The organism is Enterococcus malodoratus ATCC 43197 (genome assembly GCF_000407185.1).
Classification (GTDB): domain Bacteria; phylum Bacillota; class Bacilli; order Lactobacillales; family Enterococcaceae; genus Enterococcus_A; species Enterococcus_A malodoratus.
Window position 1 is genome coordinate 916,670 of sequence record NZ_KE136482.1, and the last position, 14,051, is coordinate 930,720.

Genomic DNA, 14,051 nt, shown 5'->3' on the forward strand with positions numbered 1-14,051 from the left:
GAAAACGTGAACAAGTATATTTAAATCATTGGAGGTTCATCATTCATGTTAGATCTAACGAAAAAGCCGTATAACTTAACCAAAGAACAAATTCAACAACTGCACGAGCAAGTCCAAAGCATGTCTTTAGATGACAAAATCGGCCAGCTTTTCTTTGTCATTGGACAGGACGAGGAGCAAGTAGATATCAAGGAATTTATCCAAACCTATCGTCCCGGCGGTATGATGTATCGCCCTGCCCCAGCAGAAAAAATCAAACGTCAATTAACTGCTGCGCAAGATGCCAGCGATGTGCCCTTATTCTTTTCGGCAAACTTGGAATCCGGCGGCAACGGAATTATCACTGAAGGAACTTGGTTTGGGATGCCGCTGCAAATCGCAGCCACAGATGATCCGAAACAGGCCTATGAACTAGGAAATGTCGCGGGCTATGAGGCCGCTCAGGTAGGCTGCAATATGTCGTTTTCACCGATAGTCGATATCGACAAAAATTTCCGTAATCCGATCACGAATACGCGAACGTTTGGCAGTGACCAAGAGCGTGTGATCCAAATGGCGGCTGCTCAAATCAACGGTCTGCAAGAAAACGGGATTCTTCCTGTCATCAAGCATTTCCCCGGCGACGGCGTAGATGAACGAGATCAGCACTTACTAAGCACCGTCAACTCTTTACCAGCGGATGAATGGATGGCTTCTTATGGGAAAATTTATCAGACATTTATCGAGCAAGAAGTATCAAGCATCATGATCGGTCATATTATGCTGCCGGCTTGGGAAAGAAAAATTTCCCCTGAAATAACTGACGCAGACCTAAGACCCGCCTCGGCTTCGAAACACTTGATCGATGGTCTTTTGCGTGACAAGCTAGGTTTTAATGGACTTGCAATCACCGATGCTACACCAATGATCGGCTACAATGCTATTCTCCCTCGAGAAGAGCTGCTGCCGGCGACGATTAATGCCGGAATCGACATGATTTTATTCAATAAGAACATTAATGAGGACTACGCCTTTATTAAAAAAGCGATCGAAAATGGCACATTGTCAATCGAACGTGTTGAAGAAGCGGTTCTACGAATACTTGCGACGAAACTTACCCATGGTCTATTTGAGGCGATTACCCCTGAAACCTTGGAGCTGAAGCAAGCAGCCCATGCAGAAAAAGCCGAAGCGGCTGCTAAAAAGTCAGTCACCTTAGTCAAGGATCGTGACCAGCTTTTGCCGTTAACAGTAGAACGGTATCCGAGAATTCGAATGGTGGTTTTAGGTGATTCCGATGACGGCGGCTTCAAGGAAGGCGGAAAAGTTTCTGACCTTTTCCAGAAACAATTAGAGGCTCTTGGCTTTGACGTGTCTTTGTATGATCGTCAGCGCCTAGACTTCCATGAGATTTTTGAAGAAGGCGTTGCTGAAATGAATGAAAAATTCGACTTAGCTCTCTATATCGCGAATATCGAGACGGCCAGCAACCAAACCACGACTCGTCTAGATTGGATTCACTTGATGGCTGCCGATGCCCCTTGGTTTATGAAATCAATTCCGACAGTTTTTGTCTCCACCGCGAACCCTTATCACCTATTCGATATTCCGACTGTCTCCACGTATATCAATACGTACACTGGCAATAAAGAAAGTATCGAGGCCGTAATCAGAAAAATGACGGGCACTGAAGTCTTTGAAGGAATCAATCCTGTAGACCCATTTTGCGGAGATTTTACCGCTAAATTATAACGAATTAGGAGTGTGAAAAATGAATATCTCAACTATTTTAATCAATCATATGACCGAACCTGTCGGCTTTCAGCTTGATGATTTGCGCATTGAGTTTATTGTAGAAGCTGAACATTACACTGAATTGACCAAACAAGTAACCATTTGGACGAGTGAGCCAGCTTCTCCCGTTTATCAAAGTGAGAAACTGCCCTTTGACAACAATTATTTTGATATTCCCTTAGCTTTAGAGCCGCGCACTCGTTATCATGTAGCGATTTCCCTTTTCGATTCTGAAAATAATCGGCTAACGAAAGAAAGTTTTTTTGAAACTGGAAAAATGAACGAGCCTTTTCAAGCGAATTGGATCGCCCATTCAGATAAAATGCTCCAAAACACCCTCTTCAAAAAAGACATTCATCTTAAATCTAATGTAGCCTCCGCCCGCTTATACGCCACTGGCTTAGGAATTTATGAAGCGTATATTGACGGGGAAAAAGTTGGCGACGAATACCTCACTCCTGGTGTGACAGCCTATGACCAATGGGTGCAGGTTCAAACCTATGACATAACTGAGGCTTTCCAAAACGCTGATCAGCCTGAGCTGCTTTTTACTACTGGAGACGGCTGGTACAAAGGAACCTTAGGATTCGATGGCGGAAAAAATCAGATTTACGGAGATCAACATTGTGTTATCGCGGAATTCCATGTGGTCTATGAAGACGGAAGTAGCGAAATTATTCCGACAGACGCCTCATGGCTGACCACTAGCGGAAGAGTGACAAAATCTGAAATTTACTATGGTGAAGATCTGGATGATACGATAACTCCTAGCGGTTGGCAATCGGTTTCTGTCCTCGATCAAGAAAAGGCACTACTTCAAGACCGATTGAGCTTACCGATAAAAATAATGGAACGCCTACCCGTTCTAGAACTTCTCGAAACGCCTGCGGGTGAACAGGTACTCGATTTTGGTCAGAATCATACAGGTTGGATGGAATTTTACAACCGCGAACCTAAAGGAACCAAGCTGGTCTTTCAAATGGGCGAAATTTTACAGGAGAACAATTTTTATCGCGAAAACTTACGTGAAGCGCGCGCGGCCTTCGTCTATATCTCTGATGGGGAAGAAAAATGGGTCCGTCCTCATTTCACCTTTTACGGCTATCGCTATGTAAAAGTCGAAGGAAATACTCGACCTTTGAAGACTGAAGATTATCAGGCTGCAGTATTATATTCCGAAATGTCTACGACTGGTAGCATCAAAACCATCCATCCGAAGGTCAATCGACTTTTCAAAAATATTTTGTGGGGGCAAAAGAGCAACTTCTTAGATATCCCGACCGATTGTCCGCAGCGGGATGAACGCTTGGGCTGGACCGGCGACGCGGCCGTGTTCTCTAAAACCGCCGCATTAAATATGAACGTCTTCCCCTTCTTCAAAAAGTATGCAAAAGATGTTGCGGTTGAACAAAAAATGCACGATGGAATGGTTCCTATGTACGCTCCGGCCATGGGCAACTTTGACGGTGGAGCTGCGGTTTGGGGCGATGCAGCTACAATCATTCCTTGGAATATGTATCAATGCTACGGCGACCCGGCGATTTTGCGGCAAAACTATCCAGCCATGAAGGACTGGGTAGAATGGATTCGTAAAAACAGCAAAAGCGAAGATTTATGGACCGGTACCTTCCAATTTGGAGATTGGCTTGCTTTGGATGGAGAAAATCCGGCCTTGCCTACTGGGAAAACCGAAGAGGACTTTATTGCGTCCGTCTATTATTACTATTCAAGCAGCATTATAGCCAAAACCGCGGAGATTTTGGCGCAGCCTGCCGATGCCGCCTATTATCAGGAGCACGCGCAGAAAATCAAAGCGGCAATCGTCAAGGAATACATCACCGCAAACGGACGTTTAGCGATAGATACTCAAACCGCTTATGCTATTGCCCTTTATTTCGAATTGGTTCCTGAATCACAGCGACTGCGTGTCGTTAATGATTTAGTAACACGATTGAAAAAAGACAACGATCATCTTAAAACAGGGTTTGTTGGTACACCTTTTATCTGCCAGGTCTTGTCTCGCTATGGTTATCACAAATTAGCAGCAAAGATTTTTCTTTTAGAGGATTTTCCGAGCTGGCTTTATGCCGTGAATCTGGGCGCGACTACTGTCTGGGAACGCTGGAATTCTGTACAGCCTGATGGTTCAATGAACCCTGAAGGCATGAACTCCTTAAACCATTACAGCTTTGGAGCCATTATGGAATGGGCTTATACCTACCTGCTGGGTATCCAACAAACGAAGCCAGGCTATCAAGAAGTTCGCTTCGCGCCGCCTTTTGATTACCGTCTAAAACGCGTCAACGGACATTTCGATACACCTTATGGAAAACTCGCTGTAGACTATCAAATCGAAGCTGACGAAGAACACACGATCAAGCTCAACTTGACTATTCCATTTGGGACTACCGTCAATGTGAAACTTCCGCAAGCCGAAAATGTGACTGTTGCGGTAAACAACGAGCTGAAATCAGACGGTTGCTTCACGCTTACCTGCGGAACCTATGCAATCAGCTACGTTCCGACTGAAAACTATGTAGAGCACTATTCGAGTGAAACACCCGCGGCCGAAATCATGGCTGACGACCTCTTGGTCCAAAAAATCGACGCCATTGATCCGGTACTGAACTTCTTTAAAGCAGATCCGGGAGCGATCCAAGGCGGCTTAGGTTCTATGTCATTGACGAAGCTGAACACATTATTACCGTTTATCCAGATTTCTTCTGAGAACCTAGAGCAAATCAATGACCTGCTAGCCGCAACACCGATTTTAAGTGAACGGGAGGAAGTCTCTCTTGTTTAAGGGTGTATTGTTTGATTTAGATGGGGTTATCGCCGACACCTCTACTCTGCATTTCGATGCTTGGAAAAAACTAGTAAACAACTATTTTTCCGCTAAACTGCCTGATTCCTTGGAGGAAAAAACCAAAGGAGTCAGCCGCGGCGATTCGCTGAAGGTTATCTTAAATTATCTTGATGTTTCAGTTTCGGATACAATGTTTCAACGACTGCTAGTGGAAAAGAACCAAACCTATCTAGCCTCGCTGGAAAATTTATCCATTAAAGATCGATTGCCCGGTATCACAGAGTTCATTACCGAATTAAAACAGCACGAAATAAAGCTTGCTCTGGCCTCCGCTAGTTTAAACGGCCCCGCCATTTTGGATAAACTAGAATTGCGGGACGCCTTTGAGGCTATTGCAGATCCAAGCAAAGTGCCTTACGGAAAACCTGCACCTGATATTTTTATCGCCGCGGCAAAAGCACTCGAACTCAATCCAAGAGATTGTGTCGGGATTGAAGATTCCAGCGCCGGAATCACCGCGATTAACCACAGCGGCGCCTATTCAGTCGCAGTCGGGACACATCCAGAGTTAAAGGCGGCAAATATGCTCCTTGCTTCAACCGCTGAACTGAATTTAGACACGATTCGTCAAGCCTATCCACACAACTAAAAGGAGTGTTTTATATGGTCGAAAGCTATCAAAACCCGATTTTACGCGGGATGTATCCTGATCCAAGTATCGTTTTAGTGGAAGACACTTATTACATGGTAAACAGCACCTTTGAGTACTATCCCGGAATCGCCTTAAGTAAAAGTACGGATCTCTTAAACTGGACAAAGGTTGCTGGAATAATCGACGCAAAAGAACAAGCCGATCTATCAGAGGCTAAATCCAATGAAGGCATCTTCGCTGTTTGTATTCGTTATATCAATGACCACTTTTACGTAATCACAACGAACTTTGCTGAATTCAAGAACTTTATTATTAAAGGAAAGCTAAATGCTGAGGGCGAAATCATTTGGGACAAACAGCGGATCGAAATCGATATTATGGGGATCGATCCTGATTTGTACCATGAAAATGGGCATACTTATATTCCCTTCACTGGGTACATTGACGACAAAGGAACAAAAGCCATTCAACAGGTTGAAATTGATCTTTCCAGCGGGAAAATAATCCGTGGACCAGAAGTAATCAGTCTGGGCACCGGCGGCAGAGATGTCGAAGGCCCCCACATCATCAAAAGAAATGATGCCTATTACCTGCTGGCCGCTGAAGGCGGAACGGGTGTTGGGCACATGATCACGATGTTCAAGTCAGACAATCTTTGGGGACCCTTTGAAGACAATGTTTCTATTAATCCGATTTTCACCAATCGCGATCGCGCAAATGAGACCTTGCAAAATATTGGGCACGCCGACCTCTTTCAGGATGTTCAAGGAAATTGGTGGCTCACGTGTTTAGGTACTCGCCCGTCCACAATCGGTTTTAAGCAAATTACAAATATGGGACGTGAAACTCTGCTCTATCCCGTTGACTGGACACACGAATGGCCGGAAATCAATCATGGGATTCCAAGCGAAATCGTCGATATGACCGCTTTTCCAACGCATCAAAAGACCTTAACAAAGCCGCAAAAGCTCTCCGTTTTTTATGATTCATTCGATGGACCCGTTTTAAACCCTGAATGGATCAGTTTACGCGACTCACTTGGCAAAGACGCCTTTTTACAAGACGCTACATTAACATTAAAAGGCCGCCACACAACGATCGAACAAGAAGGCACTCCCGCCTTTCTTGGGATTCGACAAACAGAAAAAGCTGAATCCTTCACCGTCACTGTTGCGGATACCACTGCGGTCAACACTGGGAAAATTGGGATACTCAGTATGATCAACGACAACCATTTTGCGGCGATTTTAGTAACGAAGCAGGACGAACAATTTGTTGTCCACCGTTATCAAAAAGTTGAAGATCTAGTCATAGAAGAGCCCTTGGGCACACTTGACTCACTTCCTGTCCAATTTGAATTAATCAATCAGCCAGCAACAAAGACCTTCACTGTCACCGATGGCAAAAAAAGCTTGTACTTTGAAACAAGTGCCCTGCATTTTTCTAACGAGGCCATCGCCGCCTTGAATACAGGCGATATTCAAGGAATTTATGCATTGGACGACGCTGAGTTCGTTATTAATAAAGTACAAAGAAAGTGCTTATGAAAGAGTTCAACTAATGGATAACAGTTAGCCTGCTTCGTAGAATGAACTCTTCTATGGAGCAGGCTAGTTACTTTACCTCATTTCCCCAAAAAATCCTGTTGAAATTAAAAAAAAGTTAGTTGAGTACAGCAGACTGTCCTCAACTAACTTTCTTTTTTTGTACTTCACAACTACTCGATAAAAGCTTGATTCATAGGCATAATCGAATGCTGTTTTTACATCTTTGAAATTGTAAATGGAAGCACCAAATATTTGTCCTCTTCTTTTTAAAATTTAGATTTATTTATCTTTTTTATTCTCCTTCGTAATATATATAAATTTGCCAATTTGTATCTTACATCAATTTCTTTTACAACTATATTCATTTTTTTATATAAAGTTGTTTTAAATCCTCTAGATCTCTCTTATGCTGCTTATTTCCTAAAATACGTTTACTAATTTTAAAGATGAAAAATTCTTCATTTTTTTCGTTTTCCTTAGCAATAAAGTTGTATGAAGCAAACGTATTTTCCATGAAACGAAATGCGGTTTGTTCAGCGTTCAGGACAAGCTCTCCCTCTTTAACCAACCGCCCAAACATATCTACTTGTAAAATAACAATACTTTTTGTAGTAATACTTAACCAAGCATAATTTTCTGCAGGTAACTGAGCATAAACAATTTTATCGCTTCCAAATAACAGATTTCTTTCTTTTAAATAGTTTTTCAATTCTTCATGTTGCAGAATAAATCCCATTGTATTTCTCCTTCTACCAAAAAAATTACTATTCTGACGTTGGCTTAACGCCAATCATTAAATCTGTATAAACGACTTCATTAACAACCTCTGGGCAATAAAAAATTGGCGATGTTACTTCAAGCTCAGTCTCCACTACATAGCCGAGTAAATCTCCCAAAGCTTCCGAAAACCCATTTGAGCTATCACCCTTCACTCTTGTAGCAAGCAGATTATTCACTTGAAAATAGGTTTGAAACCGATAATCCTCTGGCAAATTGTCTTGATTTTGTTCATTCACAGGGAGAAAAACTTGAATCAATAACTCCTCCTCGTCTCTAATATCCGAATTGGTTGAATAGAAAAAGTTTTCCGCTAACGAATAACCTGCATCAAAAATAGTTTTCATCGCATCTTCGAAGCATTGACCTGTTTCCTCTGAATTTGTTATATAATATCGACTGATAACATGTTCAAATTGAAGTGTTTGGTTATATCCTATCGTTCTTTTCATTTTCTTCACCTACTCTGTCACAGGAATCATTAAATCAACCCAGTATTCACCATAAACCGGAGTCATAACCATGATCAACTTATCTTCATACTTCACTTCATTCTCCTGAAGTGCTGACTTCATTGACTCTAAAGCTACATCAATTCCATCATCGAATGGAACACGTTGTCGGACCATCTGCTCAAACTTTAGTTCCTCTATCAGCTGTGAACTACCATTTTCTACAGGTTCATTTACAGGGATATAGAATTTGTACGTTTGCTCTTCTTGTTCGAATTCAGTCGGTTTCACTTCAATTAACGTTGGACCATTTTTGTAATATCCATCTTCGAATAACAATTCTTCAGATTGAGAAACTAAAGTTAAAAAATTATCTGGAACTGTTTTGACCTCTGTGTACACAAGATTGTTCATTTCTAATGAGACGACATCCATCATTTTGATTTTCCCCTTTTCATCATTTTAGTTGTATTGCCATATACAGACGCATCTTTCTTCGGTTCTTCTTTTCTCCAGTAGGGGAGGATTCTTGGAAAACTGAAGGTTAGACTTACTAATAATGCCACAATTATCAATGCAACACCGACTAAAAGAAACATTTCTCTATCCGAGATTGAAAAATAGAATATACAAAGTAGAGAAATTATTGAAATAGCATTCACATAATAATCCCCATACTTATCTCGAATTTTCATTGAATCTTTTTTTAAAGACGTACTTACTAACATGACATGAATGATTATTCCAATCATCCACCCAATAGAAATCAAGAAACTTCCATAAAGACTATATTTAATCGGATTATCAGATAAACATGTTATAAAAAACCACATGAACAATAAGAATAGCACTCCGCTAGAATAAGAAATTATAGCAGCATACTTTTTTAACTTCGCTATTCTAAATATAAAATATCCAAAAATATTTAGTATAATCATGAATACTAGTGGATATCTTAGTAATCCCAAAAAATTATTACTTATTTCACCTGCTCCACCTCCCCAGATACTTAGCCAAACAAAAGAAAACAAGGCTAAATAGCCTAAGATTCCTGTACTAAAAGAAATAGCAGAATAAGGTTTTCGTGAAACTCGTTTGTATCTATTTGTTACAAAATTTTCTAGTATTTTTTTCATTTGAACCACCTTGAGGCGCCTTTTATTAACGAATTGACACCACTTTTTAGTTTTTTATCTACTCCGGTTTTCTTTATCGCCCAATCCGCTACTACAGACGCAGCTACTCCGGCCGCTGCAATTCCAACAACTGGTAAACTAGCTGCTACTGCCACCGAGGTCACTGCTCCTACAACCGCTGTAGTCGCACCTACTTTCAGAGCATCAACCGCTACACCACCCACTTTACTTGCAGTAATTTGGTTCCTTTTTAGTCCCTCTTTTCTTGCTTGTTTTTCGCTTTTGCTAACTCCTTGACCAACTTCTATGGCGCCCGCTACCAAGTTCAGCCCAGGCATTGCTTTTCCAATGCCTTTTGCATTTTTTAACCCTTTAATGTCATCTAAAATACCTGTAACACCAAATGACGCTTTTTTAATAGCAGTTTTTACAGTAGCCTTTCCAGCTGCTTTTAAATTGGATTTTGTAATTTCTTTAATTCTACCACTTGCTGACTTAAAAATTGATGCTTCATCAAAGAGTTGAATTTCTTTTAAAGCTGCCTTTCCAGATTTAGTTAATTTTTTAAGACCCCCACTGGATGAAAGTCTTGAAAAACTTTTTCCATCTTTTACCCAATCATCAATTCCTGTTAATTTATCTAATTTTTTTGTGAATTTATTAGAGCCTTTTACAATTAATGTTCCATCAGATAATTTAGATAGCCTTCTTCCAATATATATCCTCTTACCGTATTTAACATACTTATTCCCATTTTTGACAAAAGTTAAAGAGGAACTATTAATCATTTTGTCAATCTTATCAAGATCTGCTTTAGTCATATTCCCATTCATCGCAGCCAGTACTGGATGATCTCTCTTGAATTTATTTTTCTCAAGCTCTTTCGCTTTCTTATGATCTTTGCTCACTTGTTTCTTAAACGCCTTGTCTTGGAAAATCGTTAACGCTTCAGGTGAAGTATAACTAACGCCGCTTGTGCTGGATAATTTCCCCATTTGAGCGGATTGTCGTGAAATACTTTCCGCAATTGAATTACTGCTTCCTTTAAAGCTGGCCATCCAGGTTTTTGTATTGGTCAAAACTTTCTTTGTTTTTTCCATCTCTTCTTTAAACTCACTACCGCTCGCCTTTTCGATCGCAACGATACCGGAAATATCCGTATAGGCATTTTTAAAGTCTGTTTCGATTTGAGTAAATTCCGTTAGCTTTGGAGAAAATTTTGCCTCTAATTGTGTCAGTTCATCTGAATCAATTAAGGCATGATCATTCGATTCCTTAACTGTACTCTTAAAATTTTGAATCAACTTATCAAATTCGCTATTTAGCATGGTAAGTGTATCGTAATAGCTGGTCAATAATGGGATTTGATGATTAGAAACCTTAGCATCAATCGCCCCCTTCACTTTACCAGACAAAGCACCACTGAACACAATACTTTTCATAGAAGATTTTGCATCATTGATTTGTCCTTGCAAAGTATTTTTGGATGAAGATATTGAGACTTTCGCTCTGTTTACTTCGGCTAAATCAATTTTCATCCGCTTCCCCCTCCTGATTGAATATCATTTTAGGATTATTATATAAATAGGACTGAATCCCTTTATTTAATAATTGTCTTCTCAGTACCTCACTGACAAATTGTTTCTCAGTATCATTTGTTAAACCCATTGAGACCACGCGTTTTATCAGTAAAGGATTCAGGTATATAGGTTCAACCTCATCCAATATACCAAAAGGCCAAATAGATGCGATGTAATCAATAAACTCATTTTCTTGCTCAGTCACCACTCTACGTCCGTGGATCGTTACTAAAAAACCATCCTCGGCCTGTGAATATAATCCTTGCACCTCTTGAGGTAGGAGCGTTTCGTCCAACTCAACGACCGTCCCGATTGGATAAACTTCACTAAACAGTAAATCAATCAGTCCAATGTATTTTTGAAATTGAGGAAAACGCAGCATCGCGGATTCTGTTGATCTGCTTATACAGACTTTCTGTTTGGCGTAATCAAACTCAAAACTAAGCGCCGATCCAATCATTGGTTTGTGCGCAAAGCTTTTTTCTTTTCTTATATAAGACAGATACAAATTTTTCAAAAGAATCGGCTGATTTCCTAGGGTAGCTCCTAATAGTTTCAAAAAGGCCAGATTATCTACCTCTGGTTCGCCAAAATATTGTTTCGTTAATGTGGCATCCCATAAATCCTTCATAAAGTCATCATACCCTTCTAGCAATCATCAGGTTTTTCGAACCAGCCAGATCGTCAGATTTTTTGTTATCACCAACACTGATCATTTTTTTCGTATCTTGTGTACTAAAGCTTTTGAAACTGCTTAATGAACTATTTATTTGAGGAATAATCGTCTCAAAATGTTTAAATGGTGCCAAATCTGTTTTCGAAAATTGAATAGTTTCCATTTTTCCAATTCCGCTTATCGCTGTTCCTGCACCAGTGACTGTTTCTTTCCAGGTATCATCTACACCTACTGCTCCCATTTTTACCCTCCTAGCAATCTAGCTGCGCTGCTGCCGAATATAAAGAACCAATTCGGGTACTTAAACTACCGATAGTCATGCTTACTTTCTGCTGGTCCTCTTTTAATTGCTTTAGCTTCTCTTCGATTTTCTTTTTGTTCTCAGTATGAGTCTTACTGAACCTTTTTAATTTTTTCTCAGTATCCCCAATTTTTTTAATGTATTTGTCTTTACGATCACCTCGAAACGATCCTGGGCCCTTTAATGAGGAGATTCCAGATGAAAAACTGTCGAGACTAGAAAGTGCTGTAGTCACTTGTTGCTTTGCCTTTTCCAGCTTTTCGATTTTTTCATCTAGCTCATCTTTTTTTCCTTGAGCGACAGTTCGTTGGCTTTCTAACTGTCTTGCTTGCGTTCGCTTCTGTGACGCTTGTATTCTTTTTCGTTGTTTTGCCTCTTCATCACTCATCTTTTTCCCTCCTGAAATTCTTAAGCTATCCCGAGTATCCTTGAAATAATTTGAGCTAATACGCCGCTAGCGGTGTTCATGAATAGTTCTGAACGGAAGATTGTTTTGTTTTCTTTTATCACATTGTCAAAAGCTGCTTTGTCTTCTTTCCTTGCGGCAGTCAAAGCCTCTTCACTTACTTCTTTTACCGGTGAATCGATCTTTATTTGAGCAATGAATGATTGTAGTTCTCTTCTAGTAAGTGCCCAATCTATTTCATTTTCACCCTTAAATTGCGGCTGGTTCTGATTTCCAAAAGTTGAGGAACTGATCGTACTGTCATTTATGTCACCTATAGTGGTTGAACTATGATTATCATTTGTATTAAAGCTATTAGAGTTATTCGAATTAATATCATTCATCTTTTGAATACCTGAATTGAAATTGGCATTGTCTCCATGAGAAACATTATGAGTGTGATCGCCATTTATAATCTTTTGTTCAGCGATGTTCACTGTTGCAGAAGTATTCTTACTAAAGGCTTTTTCTAGAGCACTTCTGACTTGCTCCATAAAATCTTTATCCTTAAAGTTGATGGAATAATACTGTCCCGAATTCAAATTGATTACCAGGTATTGTTTGCTGTTGCTGTAATGCTTATAAATACTAAAAAGATAAGCACCTGAAAGCACGGCTCCGATTAATCCGATTAGTGGTTGCAGTCCTAGCAGCATCAATGAAACAATGAATACAATAATAATTGAGATTGGAAGTTTAAGCTTTCTGCTCCCTGTGTAGACTCTTGAAATATTACTTATTTGAATTGAAATTTGATCGAAATGCAAAACATTATTTTTGATAATCTTAATTGTCAAATTAAGTTAGACAAATCATCAATACTTACGTAACTCAAAAATACTTCCAAAGGTGTTCGATAATCCAGTGATTTTCTAGGAATATTATTTCGTTTAGATGTGACAGATTGAATAAAAGATTCATCTACTGAATTGAAATCCATAGATTTCAATAAACCATCTCTACGTAACAATCCGTTAGAATTCTCGTTTAGGCCTCTTTGAGACGGCGTTCCTGGATCAGCGAAATAAATGGCAATATCATTGGCATTACTGATTTGTTTCCAATTTGAAAATTCCTTTCCACAATCAAAAGTGATGGATTTGAATAGATTTTTCGGTACAGATTCAAACCAATGATTTAATTTTTTTTCAATATCAATCGCTTGTCTACCACACGGTTTCAATGTGATGATAACTTTTGATAATCGTTCAACTAAGGTAATTACAGCACTTTTATGTTTCAGACCTACGATAGTGTCACCTTCAAGGTGACCAAACTCATTTGAGAATTGGCTATAATCTTTTTCACGTTCATGAATAGAGCGGCGGAAAGCTTGTTTTCCACGCCTTTCTTGATGTCCATTCGGTTTACGCTTGCCTTTCATCGGTAAGTCAGAAGGATTAAATAGCCCCTTTTTGAACATACGATAAATGGTACGAGCAGAACAACGAATAGGAAACGCTGCACGACCAACAATCACATCGGGTGTCCATCCTTGAACAACCTTTCTTTGAATATATTCTGATTGTTCCTCGGGTAAAACAAGCGGGCGTCTACCACAGTTTGATTTGTTTTTCTTATACTGTTGATAGTATTCTAAGGCTGATTTTCCTTGCTTGAAGAATAGGTATACTTTATGGATCGTTTGTCTTGAACGATTCAAGCAATGCGCAGTTTTCGCAACAGATTGATTTATTTTGAAATAAGACTCTATCATTACAAGTTCATCCGTTGTAAGATGGGTATAGGTCATTTGTACTCACTCCTTATAATTCTTTGGTCAGAACTATTTTGAGTGTAGCACAAATGGCTTTTTTAGTTGTCTAGCTTAATTTTACAATCGGCGTAAAAAAAAGATCGGTAACAATCTCTTCCTCATTTGAATCAAAAATACTTGTCAAATCTT

General features: G+C 39.7%; 14 protein-coding genes. 4 read left to right on the forward strand and 10 right to left on the reverse strand.

The window, feature by feature from the left end; all coding sequences use genetic code 11:
* Positions 1-45: 45 nt before the first annotated feature.
* From I585_RS14275 to I585_RS14290, 4 genes are read left to right on the forward strand one after another with little or no spacing between them, the layout of a single operon-like run.
* The gene (locus tag I585_RS14275; RefSeq protein WP_010742492.1) at positions 46-1,731 is read left to right on the forward strand and encodes a glycoside hydrolase family 3 protein; all 1,686 of its coding nucleotides are present in this window, start codon (positions 46-48) and stop codon (positions 1,729-1,731) included.
* A gap of 19 nt (positions 1,732-1,750) precedes the next feature.
* Complete coding sequence (locus tag I585_RS14280; protein WP_010742493.1) at positions 1,751-4,576, forward strand: alpha-L-rhamnosidase; 2,826 nt, start codon at positions 1,751-1,753, stop codon at positions 4,574-4,576.
* On the forward strand, positions 4,569-5,228 hold the full coding sequence (gene pgmB / locus I585_RS14285; RefSeq protein ID WP_010742494.1) for a beta-phosphoglucomutase: 660 nt from the start codon (positions 4,569-4,571) through the stop codon (positions 5,226-5,228). Before I585_RS14280 ends, pgmB begins: the two co-directional genes overlap by 8 nt.
* Positions 5,229-5,242: 14 nt before the next feature.
* On the forward strand, positions 5,243-6,778 hold the full coding sequence (locus I585_RS14290) for a glycoside hydrolase family 43 protein (RefSeq protein WP_010742495.1): 1,536 nt from the start codon (positions 5,243-5,245) through the stop codon (positions 6,776-6,778).
* Positions 6,779-7,139: 361 nt separating this feature from the next.
* Here I585_RS14290 and I585_RS14295 read toward each other — a convergent pair whose 3' ends face one another.
* The 10 genes from I585_RS14295 to I585_RS14340 are packed head-to-tail and all read right to left on the reverse strand — an operon-like array spanning position 7,140 to position 13,898.
* Positions 7,140-7,514: a hypothetical protein gene (locus I585_RS14295; RefSeq protein ID WP_010742496.1), complete on the reverse strand. Its 375-nt coding sequence runs from the start codon at positions 7,512-7,514 to the stop codon at positions 7,140-7,142.
* 28 nt (positions 7,515-7,542) lie between these two features.
* A complete protein-coding gene (locus tag I585_RS14300; protein WP_010742497.1) occupies positions 7,543-8,007 on the reverse strand; it encodes a DUF5085 family protein in 465 nt (154 codons plus the stop codon).
* A gap of 9 nt (positions 8,008-8,016) precedes the next feature.
* The gene (locus I585_RS14305; RefSeq protein WP_010742498.1) at positions 8,017-8,445 is read right to left on the reverse strand and encodes a hypothetical protein; all 429 of its coding nucleotides are present in this window, start codon (positions 8,443-8,445) and stop codon (positions 8,017-8,019) included.
* Positions 8,442-9,143 (reverse strand): hypothetical protein, encoded by a 702-nt coding sequence (locus I585_RS14310; protein ID WP_010742499.1) that lies wholly within the window; start codon positions 9,141-9,143, stop codon positions 8,442-8,444. Before I585_RS14310 ends, I585_RS14305 begins: the two co-directional genes overlap by 4 nt.
* Positions 9,140-10,681, reverse strand: a complete 1,542-nt coding sequence (locus tag I585_RS22940; RefSeq protein WP_010742500.1) for a T7SS effector LXG polymorphic toxin — start codon at positions 10,679-10,681, stop codon at positions 9,140-9,142. The genes I585_RS14310 and I585_RS22940 overlap by 4 nt, the downstream gene beginning before the upstream one ends.
* Positions 10,671-11,354 carry a DUF4176 domain-containing protein gene (locus I585_RS14320; RefSeq protein WP_010742501.1) on the reverse strand — a complete coding sequence of 228 codons (684 nt, stop codon included), beginning with the start codon at positions 11,352-11,354 and terminating at the stop codon, positions 10,671-10,673. The genes I585_RS22940 and I585_RS14320 overlap by 11 nt, the downstream gene beginning before the upstream one ends.
* Positions 11,355-11,361: 7 nt before the next feature.
* A complete protein-coding gene (locus I585_RS14325) occupies positions 11,362-11,640 on the reverse strand; it encodes a hypothetical protein (protein WP_010742502.1) in 279 nt (92 codons plus the stop codon).
* Between the two features lie 10 nt (positions 11,641-11,650).
* A complete protein-coding gene (locus tag I585_RS14330) occupies positions 11,651-12,088 on the reverse strand; it encodes a YwqH-like family protein (RefSeq protein WP_010742503.1) in 438 nt (145 codons plus the stop codon).
* A gap of 20 nt (positions 12,089-12,108) precedes the next feature.
* On the reverse strand, positions 12,109-12,942 hold the full coding sequence (locus I585_RS23855; protein ID WP_010742504.1) for a DUF6232 family protein: 834 nt from the start codon (positions 12,940-12,942) through the stop codon (positions 12,109-12,111).
* Positions 12,939-13,898 carry an IS30 family transposase gene (locus I585_RS14340; RefSeq protein WP_002330482.1) on the reverse strand — a complete coding sequence of 320 codons (960 nt, stop codon included), beginning with the start codon at positions 13,896-13,898 and terminating at the stop codon, positions 12,939-12,941. The genes I585_RS23855 and I585_RS14340 overlap by 4 nt, the downstream gene beginning before the upstream one ends.
* Positions 13,899-14,051 lie beyond the last annotated feature (153 nt).